The following is a 19370-nucleotide window of genomic DNA, read 5'->3' as shown; positions in this document are numbered from 1 at the left end:
CAGCGGTGCACGAGCTGCATCGCGCTACCCCCACGGAGAAACGAAAACCATGGCTACATCCAAGAAGCCCGCTGCCGGCAAGAAGTCCGCCTCGAAGCCGATTACGGAACCACTGAGCAAGTCCGGCCTCGTCGCGCACCTCGCCGAGCAGAGTGGCGTCGAGTCGAAGGGCGTCCGTGCCGTCCTCGCAGCGCTGGAACAGGCGGTTGCGAACTCGGTGCACAAGAAGGGCGCCGGCACGTTCACGCTGCCGGGCCTGCTGAAGATCAGCTCGGTCGCGGTTGCGGCCAAGCCGAAGCGCAAGGGCATCGATCCTTTCACCAAGGAAGAGCGCTGGTTCGCCGCCAAGCCGGCCAGCGTCAAGGTCAAGGTCCGCGCGCTGAAGAAGCTCAAGGACGCTGCACAGTAAGACCCTGCTGCACCGCCGGCGTCGCCGGCGGTGCAGCACCCTGTTGCGGAGCGCTTCCGTAGCGCCGACCGCGCGATCCGCGCCTCAGGCCGGTGCTTCTCCCCCACCTGTTTCGACCGCCGACGCTGCTGCCTTGCGCGGCGAGCGGCGCAGCCTGATCTGCTGCGGCGACGACAGCGCGATGCGCTCCGCGCGCAGGCGCGCGAGCACGTCGAGCAGCAAGTCGCTGCGAACGCTGCCGGACTGGCGCGGATTGGCGATGAACGCGACCGCCACGAACATCAGCTCGCCGTTCTCGATGCCGTCGAGCAGCACGCTCGGCGTCGGCGTCTTCAACACATCGGGGTTCGCCGCTAGCGCCTCGCGCATGATCTCGCGCACGCGCGTCGCATCGCTGTCGAGCGGCAGCGGCAGGCGCAGGCGCACGCGTCCCTCGGCGTTCGCGAGTGTTACGTTGCGCACGCTCTTGGTGATCAATTCCGAATTCGGCACGATCACGGTCGAGCGGTCGCCCATCTGGATTTCGGTGGCGCGCACGTTGATGCGGCGGATGTCGCCTTCGGCGTCGCCGAGCACGACCCAGTCGCCGACCTTGACCGGCCGCTCGATCAAGAGGATCAGGCCGGACACGAAGTTCTGCACGATCGCCTGCAGGCCGAAACCGATGCCGACCGAGAGTGCGCTCGCGACCCAGGCGATGCGATCGAGGCCGAAGCCGAGCGCGGACAGCGCGAACGCGACCACCACCACGATGCCGGCGGCGCCGAGCAGGCTGGTCACCGACGTGCGCATGCCGGGATCGAGTTTCGTCGTCGGCAGGAAGCGCTCGAGCAGCCAGCGTTGCAGCGCGCGGATCGCGGCGATGCCGAGCGCGAGCACGAGCGCCGCACCGGCGAGCGCGACCGGCGCAACGTTGATTTCGCCGACTTTGAGTCCCGCAGCGCTGCGGCCGAGTTGCGCGACGAGGTCGGACGGATCGGTGCCGAACGGCGCGAGCGCGGCGAATACCGCGATCGCGGTCGCCAGCACGCGGAACAGGCCCGAGGACACGACAGCAATCTGGTCGAGCACGCGCTGGTCGAGGCCGAGCGTGCGCTGCGCCCAGCCGGCCTGCGACGACAGCGCGGCGGCGAATGCGTCCTCGACGACGTGCACGATGAGATAGAACGTCGCCGCGACGATGCCGAGGCCGATCATCTGCCGCGCGACCTGGTGTGCGAGCGCGACGTAGCCGGCGAGCGCGGCGACGAACGTCACGACCACACCGAGCCAGAGCAGCGCGATGCCGAGGCCAATCAGTGCCGGCCGCGGCGCACGGTCGTCCTTGCCAGTCTGAATGCGCGTGCGCGCGGCGCGCACGAGCCCCCAGCCGATGATCGCGGCGTAGAGGACCGCTACGACCAGGCTCGCGGCGATCGTCGCCGACAGGCTCGAACCGGCGATCTCGTTGAAGTGCTTGAGCAGCACGCTCGCAGACGCCGCCACGCCGAGCAGCAGCGGCCAGCGCCGCAGACGGCGAGCGACGGCATCGGAGACGGCAGGCAGGCGCCACGAAGGACGCGTCGGCGCGAGCAGCGCGCGGCCCAGTCCGGTGATGTAGCTGCCGAACACCACCGCATTGACGAACGCATGCGCGAGCGCGCGCGCATCGGCATCGAGCACGCCGCGCCAGTCGATACCGGTGACAATGACCTGCGCGCCGAGTCCGGTCAGCAGGGTCGTCGCAATAACCAGCGCGGTCGCCAGCGCGGAACGACGCAGGCGCCCCTGCGGCACGCGGTCGGCGGTCCAGCGCAGCAGCGCGCGCTCGACCCACCAGCGACCGAGCAGGATCAGCAGTACGCCGAGCACGAGGCCGACGACGGTCGGCACGCGGTTGCCTGGCGCGAATGCACCTGCGAAGCCGGCGGCCGCCGATGCGACGAGCGTCGCCGCGCCCACGCGATCGCGATCGAGGTTGGCAGCGAGGCCGCGCCAGAACGTCGGCGTCAGCGGCGAGGGTGTGCGTTGCGACAGGCGCGCCTGGAAATTCGCGCGGCGCGCTTCGGCGATCGTGCCGACGACCTGACCGCTGTCGACGATCAGCAGCTTGGCCCGCTTGATGTCCGCATCGAGCGAACTGCGCTGCTTTTCGAGATCGGCACGCTGGGCGGCGATGTCGCGCGCCTCCCCTCCCTTGGGCGGGGCGGCACCAAGTTCGGCGAGGCGCGCGCTGACCGCGTCGAAGCGCGGCGCGAGATCGCCGAGCAGCGTATTCGCATGGGTGTCGATCGCACCCATGCCTTCGCGCAGCGCGGTCAGCGCGGCATCGTCGACACTGCCGGCGTCGAGTGCCTTGCGCGCCTCGGCGATCTGCTGGCGCGCGTCGTCGAGCATCTTGCCGGTGTCCGGGGACTGGGCGAAGCATGCGACGCTCGCCAGCGAAAGCACGAGCGCGGGGAAACAACGGGGAAGGAGGCGCATCCGCGCATGATCGAAGCGCACGCCGATGCGGTCAATGCTCGAGCGGAAAATGGTTCGGCGGCGCTTCAGGCGCGATCGGCCCGCGCCTTGCACACCCTCCCATTCGAGGGAGGGTCTGGTGGAAAAGGTGTCGACGCAACGCGCTCAAACGGTCGACGGATTCGGCTTGTCCGGATCGAGCTTGTACTGCTTGATCGCGCGTGCGACGTCCTCGGGGTTCATCTGACCGTCGGCGGCGAGTGCGGCGATCGCCGCATGCGCGATCCACCAGCGGTCGACCTCGAAGAACGCGCGCAGGTTCGCGCGCGTGTCGCTGCGCCCGAAGCCGTCGGTGCCGAGCACGCTGTAGCGCCGCCCGTGCGGCACGAATGCGCGGATCTGGTCGGCGTACTCGCGCACGTAGTCGGTGGCGGCGACGACCGGGCCGCCGCGCGATTCGAGGCACGCGGTCACGTGCGCCTGGCGCGGCTTCTTGTCCATCGGGTGCAGGCGGTTCCAGCGCTCCGCATCGAAACCGTCCTTGCGCAACTCCGAGAAACTCGGGCACGACCAGATGTCGCTCGCGACACCGAAGTCCTTCTCGAGCAGTTCGGCCGCGGCGATCACCTCGCGCAGGATCGTGCCGGAGCCCAGGAGTTGCACGCGCGGCTCGTTCTTCTTCGGTTTTCCGCCATCCTTGAACAGGTACATGCCCTTGATGATGTCGGCCTCCGCGCCGGCCGGCATGTCCGGGTGCGGGTAGTTCTCGTTCATCACGGTGACGTAGTAGTAGACGTCTTCCTGTTCCTGCAGCATGCGACGCGAGCCGTCCTGCAGGATCACCGCGACTTCGTACGAGAAGGTCGGGTCGTAGGCGCGGCAGTTCGGGATCGCGCCGGCCAGCAGGTGCGAATGGCCGTCCTCGTGCTGCAGGCCTTCACCATTGAGCGTGGTGCGCCCGGCGGTGCCGCCGACGAGGAAGCCGCGCGTGCGCATGTCGCCGGCGGCCCAGGCGAGATCGCCGATGCGCTGGAAGCCGAACATCGAGTAGTAGATGTAGAACGGCAGCATCGGCACGTTGCTGTTCGAATAGCTGGTGCCGGCGGCCATCCAGGCGCTCATCGCGCCCGGCTCGCTGATGCCTTCCTGCAGCACCTGACCCTTCTGGTCCTCGCGGTAGTACATGAGCTGGTCGCGGTCGACCGGGTTGTACTTCTGGCCGAACGGCGCGTAGATGCCGATCTGGCGGAACATGCCTTCCATGCCGAACGTGCGCGCCTCGTCGGCGACGATCGGCACCACGTGCGGTGCGAGCACCTTGTCGCGCAGCAGCAGGTTCATGCCGCGCACGAACGCCATCGTGGTGGAGATCTCGCGCTCACCGCTGCCCTTGGTGATCGCCTCGAACGCGCCGAGGTCGGGCACCGCGATCGATGCGCTCTTCGTGCGTCGCTGCGGCAGGAAACCGCCAAGCGCGCGGCGCCGCTCGAGCATGTACTCGACTTCCGGCGAATCCTTGCCCGGGTGGTAGTACGGCACGTCCTTGAGCTTGTCGTCGGCGATCGGGATCTGGAAGCGGTCGCGGAAATGCCGCACCGCATCGTCGTCGAGCTTCTTCTGCTGGTGGGTCGGGTTCTGCGACTCGCCGGCCGAACCCATGCCGTAGCCCTTGACCGTCTTGGCGAGGATCACGCTCGGCATGCCTTTGGTGGTCGTCGCGTCGTGGTAGGCCGCGTAGACCTTGTGCGGATCGTGGCCGCCACGGTTGAGGCGCCAGATGTCGTCGTCGGACAGGTTCGCGACCATCGCCGCCGTCTCCGGGTACTTGCCGAAGAAGTGCTCGCGCGTGTACTTGCCGCCGAACGCCTTGCAGTTCTGGTACTCGCCGTCGACGGTTTCCATCATGAGCTGGCGCAGCTTGCCAGTCGTGTCGCGTGCGAGCAGCGGATCCCAGTAGCTGCCCCAGATCGTCTTGATCACGTTCCAGCCGGCACCGCGGAACACGCCTTCGAGTTCCTGGATGATCTTGCCGTTGCCGCGCACCGGGCCGTCGAGGCGCTGCAGGTTGCAGTTGACGACGAAGATGAGGTTGTCGAGACCTTCGCGCCCGGCGAGCGAAATCGCGCCGAGCGACTCCGGCTCGTCCGATTCGCCGTCGCCGATGAAGCACCACACCTTGCGATCGCTCGGCGCGATCAGGCCGCGATGCTCCAGGTACTTCATGAAATGCGCCTGGTAGATCGCCTGCAGCGGCCCAAGGCCCATCGACACGGTCGGCACCTGCCAGTATTCCGGCATCAGCCACGGGTGCGGATATGACGACAGGCCATTGCCGCGCCCTTCGACTTCCATGCGGAACAGGTCGAGCCGGTCCTCGCCGATGCGCCCTTCGAGGTACGAGCGCGCGTAGATGCCGGGACTCGAATGGCCCTGATGGAACACCAGGTCGCCCGGATGATCGGCGCTCGGCGCGCGCCAGAAATGGTTGAAGCCGACGTCGTACAAGGTCGCGCTCGAGGCAAAGCTCGCGATGTGGCCGCCGAGTTCGCCCGGCTTGCGGTTCGCGCGCACCACCATCGCCATCGCGTTCCAGCGGATCAGCGATCGGATGCGCCACTCCATGTTGCCGTCGCCGGGCATCTTCGCCTCGCGCTCGGGCGGGATCGAGTTGATGTACTCGGTGGTCGGCGCGAACGGCAGGTGGCCGCCCGCGCGGCGCGTCTCCTCGACCATGCGACCGAGCAGGTAATGAGCTCGGTCGGTGCCGTCGGCCTTGATCACGCCGGTCAGGGCTTCGGTCCATTCACGCGTCTCGCGCGGATCGAGGTCCTGGTCGAGGATGTCGTTGAGCTGGTTCATGCGTACTCTCGTCTGCAGCGTGCGGGCGCGCTGCGTAGTGGCCGCGGGCAGCGCCTGACGACGCCGCGGGTGGTCCAGTTTAGTCGCCCGGCGCGCGCCTTGCATGCTGCGCAGCCATGCGCCGGCGCACGGCACGTGTCGGCTCGCGCCGCCATCTCGCGTAGTAAGGTGCAGGACTCCCGGAGGAACCACCCATGCGCCGCCCGATCGCGATCCTCGCCCCGCTTGCCTGCGCACTCACCGGCGCGCCCGCCGCGCACGCCGCCGACCGCATTTTCGGTGACGGCTTCGATCCGACGGGCTGGGTGCAGGGCTATTACGTCGGATACGAGCGCACCCTGCTCGCGCCACAGGACATCCCGTTCGACGCCGTCACCCACCTCATGGTCGGGCGCGTGACACCGCTTGCCGGCGGCGGTGTCTCGAACGATTTCGACATCGACACCGTCAACGGGCCGCTGTTTGCGCAGGCGGCGGTCGACGCCGCGCACACCGCCGGACGCAAGGCGATCCTGATGGTCGGCGGCGCCGGTGAAATCGACGGTTGGCGCGACGCCGCGAGCGCGGCGAATCGGGCAGTCTTCGTCGCGAACCTGCTCGCGCGCATGGACCAGTACGGCCTCGATGGCATAGACCTCGACTGGGAGCCGCTCGATGACGCCGACAAGGTGCCGTTCAAGGCGGTCGCCGCGGCACTGCGCGCGGCGCGTCCGCAGATGCTGTTGACCGTACCGGTCGGCTGGTTCAATCCGAACTACATGACACCCGATCCATACTGGGCCGAGATCGCACCACTGTTCGACCGCATCAACGTGATGACCTATGACATGGCCGGCGCCGCTTTGCAGGGCTGGGACGGCTGGAAGAGCTGGCACAACTCGGCGCTCTACAACACCGATCCGCCGACGGTCAGCACGCCATCCGCGGTCGATGTGAGCTTCCGCCTCGGCTTCCTGCCGACCGGCGTGCCGGCGGCGAAGCTCGGCATCGGCCTCGCGTTCTACGGCTATTGCTGGCAGGGCGTGACCGCTCCGCACCAGGATGGCGGCAGCATCTCCGCAAGCGACGGCACCATGAGCTACGCGACGATCGCGACGCAATATCCGGTCGCGACCACCCGCCAGTGGGACGCGGCCGCGCACGTCCCCTACCTCTCGTCCGTCGCCGCCATCGGCCCTGCCGGCTGCAATTTCGTCAGCTACGACGACGCGCAATCGGTCGCCGAGAAGGGGGCTTACGCAAAGGCGCACGGCATCGGCAGCGTGATCATCTGGACCATCGGCCAGGGCCACGTCGCGTCGAACCCGCCCGGATCGCGTGACCCGCTGCTCGATGCGTTGCGAACGTCGTACCTGCCTCCGTGAGGCGAAGTACGGGGGCGCTTCGCGCGCCGACACCGATCGCTTAGGCTTGGCGGCCGGACCCGCTTGCGCCACGCCATGCAGCACGACCTCGACACCCTGCTCCGCACGATTGCCGCCGACGTGCAGCCGCTGCTTGGCGAGGGCGGCGTCGCCGAATACATCCCGGCCCTCGCGCGCGTGCCGCGCGCGCAATTCGGCATCGCCGTCGCAACCGTCGGCGGCGAGTGCGTCGGCGCCGGCGAGTGCGACACGCGCTTCTCGATCCAGAGCCTGTCGAAACTGTTCGCGCTCACGCTGGCGCTGCAGCGCGAAGGCGATGCACTGTGGCGACGGGTCGCGCGGGAACCATCGGGAACGCCGTTCAACTCGCTCGTGCTGCTCGAACGCGAGCGCGGCATTCCACGCAACCCGTTCGTCAACGCCGGCGCACTGGTCGTCACCGACGTGCTGTGCAGCCGCTACCTGCAACCGGGACGCGCGGTGCTCGAATTCGTGCATCGCCTGCTCGGCGAAACCGGCGTCGCCATCGACACCGAAGTGGCGCAGTCCGAACGCGCGCACAGCGACCGCAATGCGGCGATCGCACACTTCATGCGCGGCTTCGACAACCTGCATGGCGATGTCGCGGAAGTCCTCGATGCATACTGCGCGCAATGCGCGATCGCGATGTCGTGCCGCGAACTCGCGCGCGCCGCGCTGTTTCTCGCTGCGGACGGCCGGCAACCGCGCGTCGGCGAAGTGCTGGCACCGCTCGCCGCGCGGCGCATCAACGCGCTGATGCTGACCTGCGGCGCCTATGACGCCGCCGGCGACTTCGCGTTCCGCATCGGCCTACCGACCAAGACCGGTGTCGGCGGCGGCGTGCTGGCCATCGTGCCGGGCAAGCTGTGCGTGTGCGCGTGGGCGCCCGGTCTCGACGCGAACGGCAATTCGATCGCCGCTGCGGCCGCGATCGAACGCTTCGCCGCGGCGACCGGCAGCTCGATCTTCGCCGCGCCGCCCGGCGGGCACTGAATCGGCGCGGTCGGCCGCTCACCCGCCGAAGATCGGGCGCAACGCATCAATCTCCTCCACGATATAGTCGAAGAACGCGGCGACGCGCGGCGTCTTGCGCAGGTCTGCGCGTGTCAGGATGCGCCAGATGCGCGTCAGCTCGGGCACGGGGCCGAGCACGCGCACCAGTTCCGGCTCTGCATCGCCGAGCGCGAGCGGCAGCGGCGCGATGCCCATGCCCGCCTTGACCGAACCGATCACGCCCAGGACGCTGTTGTTGCGCGCGGCGAAGCGTGCGTCCGGCGCAACCTGTGCCAGCCATTTTGCTGCACGATGGTTCTGCATGGTGTGGTCGAAGCCAACCAGTGCGTGCTGCGACAATGCCGCTACGTCGGCCGGCGCGCCGTGCAGGTCGACGTAGCCTCGACTTGCGTACAAGGCCCACACCGAATCGCCGATCTTGCGTCCGACCAACTCGCCGTCGTCGGTGTCACCCGAGCGCAACGCAATGTCGGCCTCGCCCTTCATGAGGTCGATGTAGTGGTCGCTGAGGACGAACTCTACGCGCAATCGCGGATGGCGTGCGTGGAAGCGGTCGAGCAGCGTGGTCTGCGCGATGCGGCCTGCGACCGGTTCCGGACACGTCACGCGGACCACGCCGGACACTTCGCGCTCGCACGATTCCAAGTGCTGCTGAAGCGCCTGTGCCGCGCTGCCGACGCGCTCGGCATGCACCAGCATCGCCTTGCCGAACTCGGTGAGTCGATATCCCGAGGCATGGCGCCGCACGAGCTGGCGGCCGGCGCAGCGCTCCAGCTCGGTGATGCGTCGTTGCACGGTCGACTGCGCGACGCCGAGCGCGCGCGCGGCCGCCAGCGTGCTGCCGTGCTGCGCGACTGCGATGAAATACTTGAGGTCGTTCCAGTCGATGCCGCTCATGGCGGCACGCGCGCTATGCAATTGTGCATGACCATTCCGCGATCGCGCGGCTACCGGCACGGCCTGCGCGTGCCTAGAGTCGTCCGCAACGGCGCCGATTGTAGGCGCACGGGAGAAGCGGATGACACGCGTTCTGCTGCTGATCTGCGGCGCCAGTTGCGCACTGGCGCTGGGCGCGCATGCGGCGGGGCCTGCGAACGATGGCGCTGCGCGCGCCCGCCCAGACGCGAACGCGATCGGCTTCGCGCTGCAGGTCGCGGCCGGGCAAGGCCACACCTGTGCGCTCGACGCAGCCGGCGCGGTGTGGTGCTGGGGACTCAATCTGCATGGCGAGGTCGGCGACGGCAGCTCGGGCAATCTGCGCGCGCTGCCGGTGCCGGTCAGCGGACTCGGCCGCGGCGTCGTCGCCATCTCCGCCGGTTACCTGCACAGCTGCGCACTCGCGAGTGACGGCACCGTCTCCTGCTGGGGCCACAACAACGCCGGCCAGCTCGGTGACGGCAGCACGCTCGACGCAAATGCGCCAGTCGCGGTCGCCGGTCTCGCCGCACCTGCGCGCGCAATCGCCGCGGGCGGGTTCCACACCTGCGCGCTGATGGATGGCGGCAGCGTGCAGTGCTGGGGATCGAATTCGAACGGCCAGCTCGGCGACGGCTCGAGCGCGGATCATCCACTCCCGGCCGACGTCAGCGGCTTGCCGGGCACGGCCACCGACATTTCCGCCGGCATCGACACGAGTTGCGCGATCGACAGCAGCGGTGGCGCGTGGTGCTGGGGTGCCGGCAACCTCGGCCAGCTCGGCGACGGCGCCAATGGCGACCGCCACAAGCCGGTCGCGGTGAGCGGCCTGTCCACCGGTGTCGCGACGATCAGCGCAGGCTTGTGGCACACCTGCGCAATCTCCGATGGCGGCGCGTGGTGCTGGGGCTCGAATGTGAACGGTGAACTCGGCAACGATGGCGCATCGAACAGCAATACGCCGGTCGGCGTCGCCAGTCTCGACAGCGGCGCCGTCGCCATCGCGGCCGGCGGTCATCACGCCTGCGCGCTGTTGGACGGCGCCGCGCTCTGCTGGGGCGGGAACGACCGCGGCCAGCTCGGCGACGGGACACAGTTGGAACGCCATGTACCGGTCGCGGTGGACGGACTCGCGAACGATGGCGTCGCAATCGGCACCGGTGACAGCCACAGCTGTGTCGTCGGCGCCGATGGCTCGATCCACTGCTGGGGCCGCGGCGATCTCGGCCAGCTCGGCGACGGACTCGGCGCCGACAGCAGTTCACCGGTCGGCGTCATCGGTTTTGGCGATGCGATCTTCAACGATGGATTCGACTGAAATGCCCATGCATCCTGCCCCTTCTCGTCCTGCGTGCATCCTTGCACGGTGCGCCATGGTGCTTGTTGCGACGAACGCAGTCGCACAGGACGGACTGCCCGACCCCGCGTTCGGCTATCTCGGCCGCAGCTACCTGTACTGGAACGAACAGGCGACCGGCGATCCACCGGAAAACTTCGCGCACGCAGCCGCCGTGCAGCGCGACGGTCGTATCGTGCTCGCCGGGCCCATCAATGACTACGATTTCTTCTGCGGCGGCAGTACGACCTCGATCGGCATCTCACGCCTGCTCGCCGACGGTTCATTCGATGCCTCCTTCGGTGATGCGGCGACGCCGGGACAAACGGTGATCCACGCTGGCTGCAATCACGACTTCGGCGCCAACGCGTTGGCCATCCAGGACGACGGACGCATTGTCATTGCCGGCAGCGACTTCTTCCTCGGCCTGCAGTACGCAAGCGCCTGGCGCCTGCTCGCAAATGGCGCGTTCGATGCTGGCTACGGCAACGCCGGCCAGGCGCGACTGCCGCGCTCGGCAAGCCTGGGTCCCGACGACCGCGCATGGGGCATGGTGGTAGGCACCGGCGAGGATCGCAACGGCATCCCGCGCGACTGGCTCGCGATCGCCGGCAGCGTGCGCGACGGCGCCGGCGACGGCGTGCGCCGAGGGGCCGTGTTCGTGCTCGATGGTGAAGGCGACTACCGGCCCGGCGGCAACTATTCCGATCCCGATGGCACCCAGTATTTCCGCCTCGGCGTCTTCTCCGCGGGGGCGCCGCTCGACAACGAGTTCTACGCCTTCGGTGGTTGCACCGCGAACGAGATCCCCCGCTGTTATGCGGTGGGCTACGCGATGGGCGGCAGTCCGTTGCGTCCGGTCGCCTTGCTCGAAGTCATGCGCTGGCCGGACTTCGCCGGCGAGTTCTTCGTCTCGTGGTCGTTCGATCCGGCCACGGTCAACGCGGCGGCGAGCGTGCCGACCAGCGTGGCCTACGATCGTCTGCGTCGCCGCGTGTGGGTCGGCGGAACGGTGCGGCCGCTCGGCGCCAGCGACGACCGAATGGGCGTCGCCGCCTTCCTGCCGAGCGGCCCGCTCGACACCAGTGTCCTCGGCGGCAATGGCCGCGCGATGTTCGACTTCTCGGTGCCGCCGGCCTACACCGGCCACGCGCAGTCGAACGGCATCGTCGTGCAGCGTGATGGTCGCGTCGTCCTCGGCGGCTGGTTCTACTGGAACGATCTTGCCGACGACGCACGCTTTGCCGCGTTGCGCCTGCGCGACGACGGTTCACCCGATGGGTCGTTCGGCGACTTCAGCGCCGCCCTGCCCGGCGTGCAGGCTGGCCAGGTCGCGATCGCGGGCGCCGCGGCGGAAACGCGCGCGACCTCGCTCGCCTTCGTCGCCGGCGAGAAACTTCTGCTCGGCGGCTACACCCACGACTACAACGTGGCGGGCGCGTGGTATTTCGCCGCCGTGCAACTCACCGGCGATCTGATTTTCGCCGACGGCTGCGACGATTGATCGCCGCGACGGATCAGCGCGTGCCGGCCTGCGCGCGGATCTGCGCCTCGACCACCGCGAGCGCGGTCATGTTGAACACGCGCCGCACGGTCGCGGCCGGCGTCAGGATGTGCACCGGCTTCGACGGGCCCATCAGGATCGGACCGATCACCACGCCGTCGGTCATCACGCGCGTGATGTTGAAAGCGATGTTGGCCGAGTCGAGGTTCGGACAGACGAACACGTTGGCGCTGCCGGACAGGCGCGACTGCGGGAAAAGGCGTTCGCGGATCTCCGGATTCAGCGCGGTGTCGGCGTGCATCTCGCCCTCGATCTCGACCTTCGGCAGGCGCTCGCGCAGCAGTTCCACCACGCGGCGCATCTTCACCGCGCTGGCATCGTCGTGGCTGCCGAAGTTCGAATGCGACAGGATCGCGACCTTCGGCGTGATGCCGAAATACTTCAGGCGCAGCGTCGCCTGCGCGGCCGCCTCGGCGAGGCGCTCGGCATCCGGATCGCTGGCGACGTGGGTATCGAGGAAGAAGAACACGCCGCGCTCGTTGAACACCGCGCTCATCGCCGACATTGCATGCACGCCCGGATCGAGCGGAATGATGCCGCGCAGGTAGCCGAGCTTCTTGTGGAAGCGGCCGACGATGCCGGCGATCATGCCGTCGACCTCGCCGCGGCGAAGCATCAGGCCGGCGATCACGGTCGCGCGCGAGCGCACGATCTGCTTGGCGCTTTCCGGCGTCACGCCGTTGCGCTGCATCAACTCGTGGTAAAGCATCCAGTAATCCTTGAAGCGCGGATCACTTTCGATGTTGCACAGCTCGAAGTCGACGCCCGGCTTGATGCGCAGCGCGAGGCGCTCGATGCGCGACTCGATCACCGATGGCCGACCGACCAGCACCGGCAGCGCGATGCCCTCGTCGGCGATCGCCTGCACCGCGCGCAGCACGGTTTCCTCTTCCCCCTCGGCGTAGACGATGCGCTTGGGGTCCGCCTTCGCGCGCGCGAACACCGGCTTCATCAGCAGGGTGGTGCGGAACACGAATTCGTTGAGCTTCTCGGTGTACGCGCGCATGTCGGCGATCGGCCGCGTCGCGACGCCCGACTCCATCGCCGCCCTGGCGACGGCCGGAGCCAGCTCGACGATCAGGCGCGGATCGAACGGCTGCGGGATGATGTAGTCGGGACCGAAGCACATCGTCTTGCCGCCATAGGCGCGCGCGGCGACGTCGCTCGCCTCGCGCCGCGCCAGCGCGGCGATCGCGTGCACGCAGGCGATCTTCATCGCCTCGTTGATGGTCGTCGCGCCGACATCGAGCGCGCCGCGGAAGATGTACGGGAAGCACAACGCGTTGTTGACCTGGTTCGGATAGTCCGAGCGGCCGGTCGCGATGATCGCATCGCTGCGGACCGCGCGCGCTTCCTCGGGCAGGATCTCCGGGGTCGGGTTCGCCAGCGCGAGGATGATCGGCCGCGCGCCCATGCGCGCGACCATCGCGCCGGTCAGCACGCCCGGTGCGGACAGGCCGAGGAACACGTCGGCGCCGTCGATGATCTGGTCGACGGTGCGCGCATCGGTCTCGCGCGCGTAGCGGCACTTGTTCGGGTCCATCTCTTCCTTGCGGCCCTTCCAGACCACGCCGAGGCGATCGGCGACCCACACGTTCTCCATCTTCACGCCGAGACTGACCAGCATGTCGAGGCAGGCGATGCCGGCTGCACCCGCGCCGGTCGAGACGAGCTTGATCGAGCCGATGTCCTTGCCGGCGATGTGCAGCGCATTGACCAGCGCCGCGCCGACGATGATCGCGGTGCCGTGCTGGTCGTCGTGGAACACCGGGATCTTCATCCGCTCGCGCAACTTGCGCTCGACCTCGAAACACTCAGGCGCCTTGATGTCCTCGAGGTTGATGCCGCCGAAGCTCGGTTCGAGGCTGGCGATGATGTCGACCAGCTTGTCCGGATCGTTCTCGGCGATCTCGAGGTCGAACACGTCGACGCCGGCGAACTTCTGGAACAGCACGCCCTTGCCTTCCATCACGGGCTTGGCGGCGAGCGGGCCTATGTTGCCGAGGCCGAGCACCGCGGTGCCGTTGGTGATCACCGCGACGAGGTTGCTGCGCGCGGTCAGCGTGGCGACCTCGGCCGGATCGCGCACGATCTCCTCGCACGCGGCGGCGACGCCGGGCGAGTACGCGAGCGAGAGTTCGCGCTGGGTCACGACCGGTTTGGTCGCAGTGACCTTGATCTTCCCGAACGGTGCCTTGCGATGGTAGTCGAGGGCGGCTTTCTTGAGTTCTTCGATGGTCGACATGGAGGCGTCGCGGACGCGTCGGAGCAGGGTCCGGGACTATAACATCGCGCGTACGCCGCCCCGTTCCCTACGCATGCCCGCCGAGGCGCACCTGCTCCGCGACGGCGCCGAGCACACCGGCGACCGCACCGCGGTATGCCGCGAACATCGGCGCCACGCCGTCGTCGGGGCCATGCCAGTTGACCGTGCAACAGGACGTGACCGGCGCGGCAGGTGGCATAGCAGCAAGCTCCTCCCCATGCGCAATCCGGATGGGACATCCCGCTGCTGCTAGGGCGCGTAGCCGAGGTAGTCGAGCGCAGCCTGCAACATGGCCGTGCTGCCGACCGCGAGCGCCCCTTCGTCGAGGAAGAACTTCGGCGAATGGTTGGTCGGCGCGGTCGCCGGATCCTGCCCCGCCGGCGTCGCGCCGACGAAGAAGTACACGCTCGGCACCTTCGCGGCGAGGCCGAAATACGGGAAATCCTCCGACGCGGTCCAGCGCGCGGCCTCCTCGACGTGCGCCTTGCCGAGCGCGGTTTCGAGACTGGCGCGCACGCGCAGCGTCAGCGCCGGATCGTTGCGGGTAACCGGATTGCCGTCGGGCGCCGGAATCTGCGCGTCGATGGTTGCGCCGTTGGCAGCGGCAACGTGCTCGGCGATCGTGTTGAGGCTTGCCAGCGCCTGCTGGCGCATGCCCTCGTCGAACGCGCGCACCGTGCCTTCAAGGTGCGCGCTGTCGGACACGATGTTGAAGCGCTGGCCCCCGTTGAACACGCCGAACGTGACCACCGCCGGGTCCTTGTTGATGTCGAGCTGGCGGCTCACGATGGTCTGCGCACTGGTGACGATCTCGGCAGCGGTGACGATCGCGTCGACGCCCTTCCACGGCATCGCGCCGTGGCTCTGGCGACCATGCACGGTGATGCGGAACGTGTCGGAGCTGGCCATCTCGCCGCCCGCGCGCAGCGCGACGTTGCCGACCGCATAGCTGCTGACCACGTGCATGCCGAACACCGCGTCCGGTTGGTAGTCCTTGAACACGCCCTGCTTGACCATCAGCGGCGCCCCGCCCTCCTCACCTGCCGGCGCGCCCTCCTCGGCCGGTTGGAACACGAACATCACCTCGCCCGGCAGGTCCTTGCGCAGCGACGCGAGCGCGGTCGCGATGCCGAGCAGCATCGCGGTATGCGCGTCGTGGCCGCATGCGTGCATCACGCCGACCGTCTTGCCCATGTATTCGCCGGTCGCCTTCGACGCGAACGGCAAGTCGACCTGCTCGGTTACCGGCAGCGCATCCATGTCGGCGCGGATCGCCAGCCTCGGTCCCGGTTTGCCGCCATGCAGGATCGCGGTCACGCCGGTTCCGGCGATGCCGGTGCGCACTTCGAGGCCGAGGTTGCGCAACGCGTCGGCGACGAGTTTCGACGTGCGCACCTCACGGTTGCCGAGTTCGGGATGCTGGTGCAGGTCGCGTCGCCATGCGGTGATCCGCGGCAGCAGCGCGTCGATCTTCGACGATGGCGTATCGGCAGCGCCCGCAACGGGTGATGCGAGAGCGAACAGGACGGCAGCGATCAGGCGGCGGTACATGGGCTTCATCCGGCGGGAAGGATCTGCATGGGAAAGCATCGCGTGCGCGGACGCAAGTCCTCGCGCTCAAAGTCCGAGCACGAGATCCTCCGCTTCGACGCTGTCCAGACGGATCCGATTCGCGAACAGCGAGAACGCGAGCATGCCGGCGAGGCCGTGTGCATGCTGCACCCATGGCGGCAGGTAGCGCGGCTGGGCGATGTAGCCGTTGTCGAAGTACGCTTCCAGCGCGAGCACGTCGTGCAGCGCGAGCTTGCCCGCGAACAGGTTGCGGCACAGTGTCATGCGCTGGTTCTTCAGCGCCCAGCGGAAGAACGTGTGCACCGACAGCAACCCGCGCAGGTAGACCGCATCCTTCGTGAACGCGGCCCCGCCGGTCACCGGCGCGCCGCGGAACACGCGCTGCGCGGAACTGAAGCTGTCACCCGCGCTTTGCCCGGCATCCATGAAGAAGCGGAACACCTCGATGAAGTCGGCGCCCCTGATCGCCATGTCGATACCGAGGATGCGCAGCGAAATGCGCTTCATGCGCGCGATGTCGATCGAGCCCGACATCAGTTCGGCAAACACCGCCAGACCCTCCTGGGTCGCGGTGATGCGCGGGGAGGAACGCGCGAGCGATTTCAGGCGCGGCTGCGCTCGCCCGTTCAGCGCGGTCAACGAGTGCACGAACGCCTCGTGCGCGAGCAGCTGGTCGCGGTCGTAGTTGGAGAACGTGGTCGCCGAACGCAGGCGGATGCGCGTCGCACCGGCGGCGGCCTTCGCGATCAGGTCGGGATCGACCTCGACCTTGATCGCATCGACGCCGAAGAAACCGTCGAGGCGCTGCTTGAGTTCGATGCGCAGCAGCTCGGCCGGGATCTGCGTCTCGATCTCGTCGAGCGGCGCGCCGCTGTTGTATTCGTCGGCGATCGCGATGAAGTGCTGCGCGGCGTCTACATTGGTCAGCGTCGCACCCGGCACGCGGTCGGCCGGCAAGCCGTAGAGCCTGGCCGAATGCGCGGTGATCGCGGTCGTACCCATCGCCTCGAGCAGATCGGTCGCCACGCGCCACGATTCGGCCGTGCGCCGGATGTAGTCGCCGAGGGGATGCGCGGGATCGGCCGCGGCGGTGACCTGGTCGAGCGCGACGCGCGTCGCACTGAAGTCGACGCGCGGATAGGTGATCTCAGGCAGCTTTGCGGTCCCGGCCTTCCATGCCGCGATGAAGCCGACCTCGACGGCAGCGGGCCAGCTGACCGAATCGAGCAGGCGGATGCCGCGCGTCGCCTCGACCAGGCGACGGTCCAGTTCCGCATACAGGTCAGGCTGGTCGCTCGACGGCATGTCGCCCGTGTCCGTGTGTTCGTGGTCACCATAGCAGACGGCCCTGCTAGGATGGAGGACGGGAACGGGGAAAAGTTTCGATACGGGAGATCCTCATGTCATCGAGCATGCGCGCCCAACGCCCTGCCCCCCTCGCCATCGCGCTCGCCTGTGCCTGCGCGACGCTCGCATCGACGCCTTCCCCCGCGATAACCGCGACCGACTTCAGCAATCCGCGCTATGCGCTGCGCCTTGATGCCCGGCGTACGCCCTCGCCCGCACGCGCGCCGCGCGCCACAGCGGCGCCGCGCGGCAACACGCTGCCGGTCACGAACTGCCTCGACGACGACAGCGCTGGAACGCTGCGCAGCGTGCTCGCCGGCGCGGCCGAAGGCGACATCGTCGACCTGTCCGCGCTGACCTGCAGCACTATCACGCTGACCCATGGCCTGATCGATCTCAGCATGTTCGGTCCGCACCAGGTCAAGGATTTGACCCTGGTCGGGCCGGGTCGTGATGCGCTCGCGATCGATGCCAACGGCGATCGCGCCTTCGCACACGGTGATTACCAGACCGGCCTCGGCACGCTGACGATCCGCGACCTGACGATCCGCAACGGCAACTACACGCACGGCCTCGCCAGTTGCATCCGCTCGTCGGGCAATCTCGTGCTCGAACGCGCGACCATCACCAACTGCCACGCCAGCGGCGGCGGGCCGTTGACGTTCGGCGGTGCGATCGACGTCGCCGGCACGCTGACGATGCGCTCCAGTACGATCAGCGCTTCCAGCAGCACCGCCGCCGGCGACAACGTCGCGATCGGCGGCGGCGCCTACGTGACGGGCGACGCCGAACTCATCGACAGCACGATCAGTGGCAACAGCGTCAGCGCGGCGATCGGCGGCAGCGGCGATGGCTATTACCTGACCGCGGGCGGCGGCCTCTACGTGCGTGGCGCCCTGACCATGACCGGCAGCACGATTTCCGGCAATACCGTCGAGGCGAACGACCTCGTCGACGGCGTCCTCGGCGGCGGTGTGTTCGTGCGCGGCGTCACCTCCATCACGTCATCGACGATCGACGGGAATCGGGCAAACAACAAGGGCGGCGGCCTGTTCAAGGCCACTTTCAGCGTGTTCGGCGAACCGCCACCGCCGCAGGACACGCGGCTCGACATCACCAGCAGCACGGTATACGGCAATGTCGCCGGCATATCCGGCGGCGGAATCTACTCCCTGCGACCGACGACGATCGCGAGCAGCACGATTGCGCAAAACGCAATCTTCGGGGGGAGCGGAGCCGGACTGCTGTTTGCCGACCCTACGCTGCCATTGACGATCCGCAGTTCGATCTTCGCGAGAAACGTCGTCGACGACGGCAGTCCGCCGCCTCGCAGCGATATCGCGACAGCCGTGCAATCACCGCTCACCGTCGCCGGAACGCGCAACCTGATCATGTCCGCAAGTCCAAACATCACGTTGCCGGTAGACACGATCGCCGACGACCCGCTGCTGTATTTCCTCGCATGGAACGGCGGCCCGACGCGGACGATCGCGCTCGGCGTCGGCAGTCCCGCGCTCGACGCAGGCAACGACGACGGCCTCGCATCCGACCAGCGCGGCGCGAACTTCCCGCGCGTCTCCGGCAGCGCGGCCGACATCGGCGCATTCGAAACGCAGCAGCCCCTCAGCGACACGATCTTCGAGGACGGCTTCGACGGCGCGATCGTGCCGACGCCGACCGAGCATGCCTACGACGACGGCGACGGCGACACCAACCAGGGGCCGCCGTCAACGTTCGATCCGGACATGCTGTGGGGCAACTACTACACGGCGGCACCCGGCGGCGAGGTCATCACGCATGTGTCGATCGCGTTCGGTCCGACATTTCCCTCGCTCGCGAACGGACCGGTCACGTTCTGGTTGCTCGAGGACGATGACGGCGACGGCGATCCGCGCAATGCGTACGCCATCGCGAGCGTCACCGACGCGCCGATCGTGTTCAATGACAACTTCTCCACGGTCAACTTCCTGCCCACCTGGGTGCATGGGGGGTTCTTCGTCGGCGCGAGCGCCAAGCTCGACGGCGGTGCGGATAGGCCGGCACGCGTCGACACGAACGCATCCGGACACGACTCCTGGTTCTTCTATGCACCCGACATTGCCGCAACGATAAACAACCTCGCCGCGGCGCCGTTCGGCACGCGCAACGACAATCCGGCATACGTGGTATTGCCGGGCGCGTTCATGGTGCGGGCGGGCGGCACTGCGGTGCCGTAGGCGCGCCCTTTGCCGGCTGAAGGCGTGGCGGCACGCGCTGCGCGC

13 protein-coding genes are annotated in these 19370 nt (G+C 68.2%); 6 read left to right on the top strand and 7 right to left on the bottom strand.

Going from position 1 to position 19370, the window contains the following annotated elements; genetic code table 11:
• Positions 1-49: 49 nt before the first annotated feature.
• Positions 50-409 carry an HU family DNA-binding protein gene (locus ACILRJ_RS04110; protein ID WP_395680664.1) on the top strand — a complete coding sequence of 120 codons (360 nt, stop codon included), beginning with the start codon at positions 50-52 and terminating at the stop codon, positions 407-409.
• Between the two features lie 84 nt (positions 410-493).
• Here the strand turns inward: ACILRJ_RS04110 and ACILRJ_RS04105 are convergent, their stop codons facing one another.
• Positions 494-2872 carry a DUF3772 domain-containing protein gene (locus ACILRJ_RS04105; protein WP_395680662.1) on the bottom strand — a complete coding sequence of 793 codons (2379 nt, stop codon included), beginning with the start codon at positions 2870-2872 and terminating at the stop codon, positions 494-496.
• A gap of 144 nt (positions 2873-3016) precedes the next feature.
• Entirely contained in the window at positions 3017-5710 is a 2694-nt protein-coding gene (gene aceE, locus ACILRJ_RS04100) for a pyruvate dehydrogenase (acetyl-transferring), homodimeric type (RefSeq protein ID WP_395680660.1), read from the bottom strand.
• 194 nt (positions 5711-5904) lie between these two features.
• On the opposite strand from aceE, the gene ACILRJ_RS04095 reads away from it, so the two are divergent.
• Positions 5905-7074 carry a glycoside hydrolase family 18 protein gene (locus ACILRJ_RS04095; protein ID WP_395680658.1) on the top strand — a complete coding sequence of 390 codons (1170 nt, stop codon included), beginning with the start codon at positions 5905-5907 and terminating at the stop codon, positions 7072-7074.
• Between the two features lie 63 nt (positions 7075-7137).
• Positions 7138-8088, top strand: a complete 951-nt coding sequence (locus tag ACILRJ_RS04090) for a glutaminase (RefSeq protein WP_395680656.1) — start codon at positions 7138-7140, stop codon at positions 8086-8088.
• Between the two features lie 18 nt (positions 8089-8106).
• Here the strand turns inward: ACILRJ_RS04090 and ACILRJ_RS04085 are convergent, their stop codons facing one another.
• The gene (locus ACILRJ_RS04085) at positions 8107-9006 is read right to left on the bottom strand and encodes a LysR family transcriptional regulator (protein WP_395680654.1); all 900 of its coding nucleotides are present in this window, start codon (positions 9004-9006) and stop codon (positions 8107-8109) included.
• A gap of 121 nt (positions 9007-9127) precedes the next feature.
• Between ACILRJ_RS04085 and ACILRJ_RS04080 the strand changes: the two genes are divergently transcribed.
• Positions 9128-10342 carry an RCC1 domain-containing protein gene (locus ACILRJ_RS04080; protein WP_395680652.1) on the top strand — a complete coding sequence of 405 codons (1215 nt, stop codon included), beginning with the start codon at positions 9128-9130 and terminating at the stop codon, positions 10340-10342.
• A 55-nt stretch (positions 10343-10397) separates the two neighbouring features.
• The gene (locus tag ACILRJ_RS04075) at positions 10398-11864 is read left to right on the top strand and encodes a hypothetical protein (protein WP_395680650.1); all 1467 of its coding nucleotides are present in this window, start codon (positions 10398-10400) and stop codon (positions 11862-11864) included.
• 13 nt (positions 11865-11877) lie between these two features.
• Here ACILRJ_RS04075 and ACILRJ_RS04070 read toward each other — a convergent pair whose 3' ends face one another.
• From ACILRJ_RS04070 to ACILRJ_RS04055, 4 genes are all read right to left on the bottom strand, one after another.
• Complete coding sequence (locus ACILRJ_RS04070) at positions 11878-14169, bottom strand: NADP-dependent malic enzyme (protein WP_395680648.1); 2292 nt, start codon at positions 14167-14169, stop codon at positions 11878-11880.
• 67 nt (positions 14170-14236) lie between these two features.
• A complete protein-coding gene (locus ACILRJ_RS04065) occupies positions 14237-14389 on the bottom strand; it encodes a hypothetical protein (RefSeq protein ID WP_395680646.1) in 153 nt (50 codons plus the stop codon).
• Positions 14390-14439: 50 nt separating this feature from the next.
• A complete protein-coding gene (locus tag ACILRJ_RS04060; protein ID WP_395680644.1) occupies positions 14440-15741 on the bottom strand; it encodes an amidohydrolase in 1302 nt (433 codons plus the stop codon).
• Positions 15742-15807: 66 nt separating this feature from the next.
• Positions 15808-17067 carry a flavohemoglobin expression-modulating QEGLA motif protein gene (locus ACILRJ_RS04055; RefSeq protein WP_395680642.1) on the bottom strand — a complete coding sequence of 420 codons (1260 nt, stop codon included), beginning with the start codon at positions 17065-17067 and terminating at the stop codon, positions 15808-15810.
• Between the two features lie 95 nt (positions 17068-17162).
• On the opposite strand from ACILRJ_RS04055, the gene ACILRJ_RS04050 reads away from it, so the two are divergent.
• A complete protein-coding gene (locus tag ACILRJ_RS04050) occupies positions 17163-19325 on the top strand; it encodes a choice-of-anchor Q domain-containing protein (protein WP_395680640.1) in 2163 nt (720 codons plus the stop codon).
• The last annotated feature ends 45 nt before the right edge of the window (positions 19326-19370 follow it).

The organism is Dokdonella sp., assembly GCF_044227025.1.
Classification (GTDB): domain Bacteria; phylum Pseudomonadota; class Gammaproteobacteria; order Xanthomonadales; family Rhodanobacteraceae; genus Dokdonella_A.
This window is presented reverse-complemented; position numbering and strand designations above follow the sequence as displayed.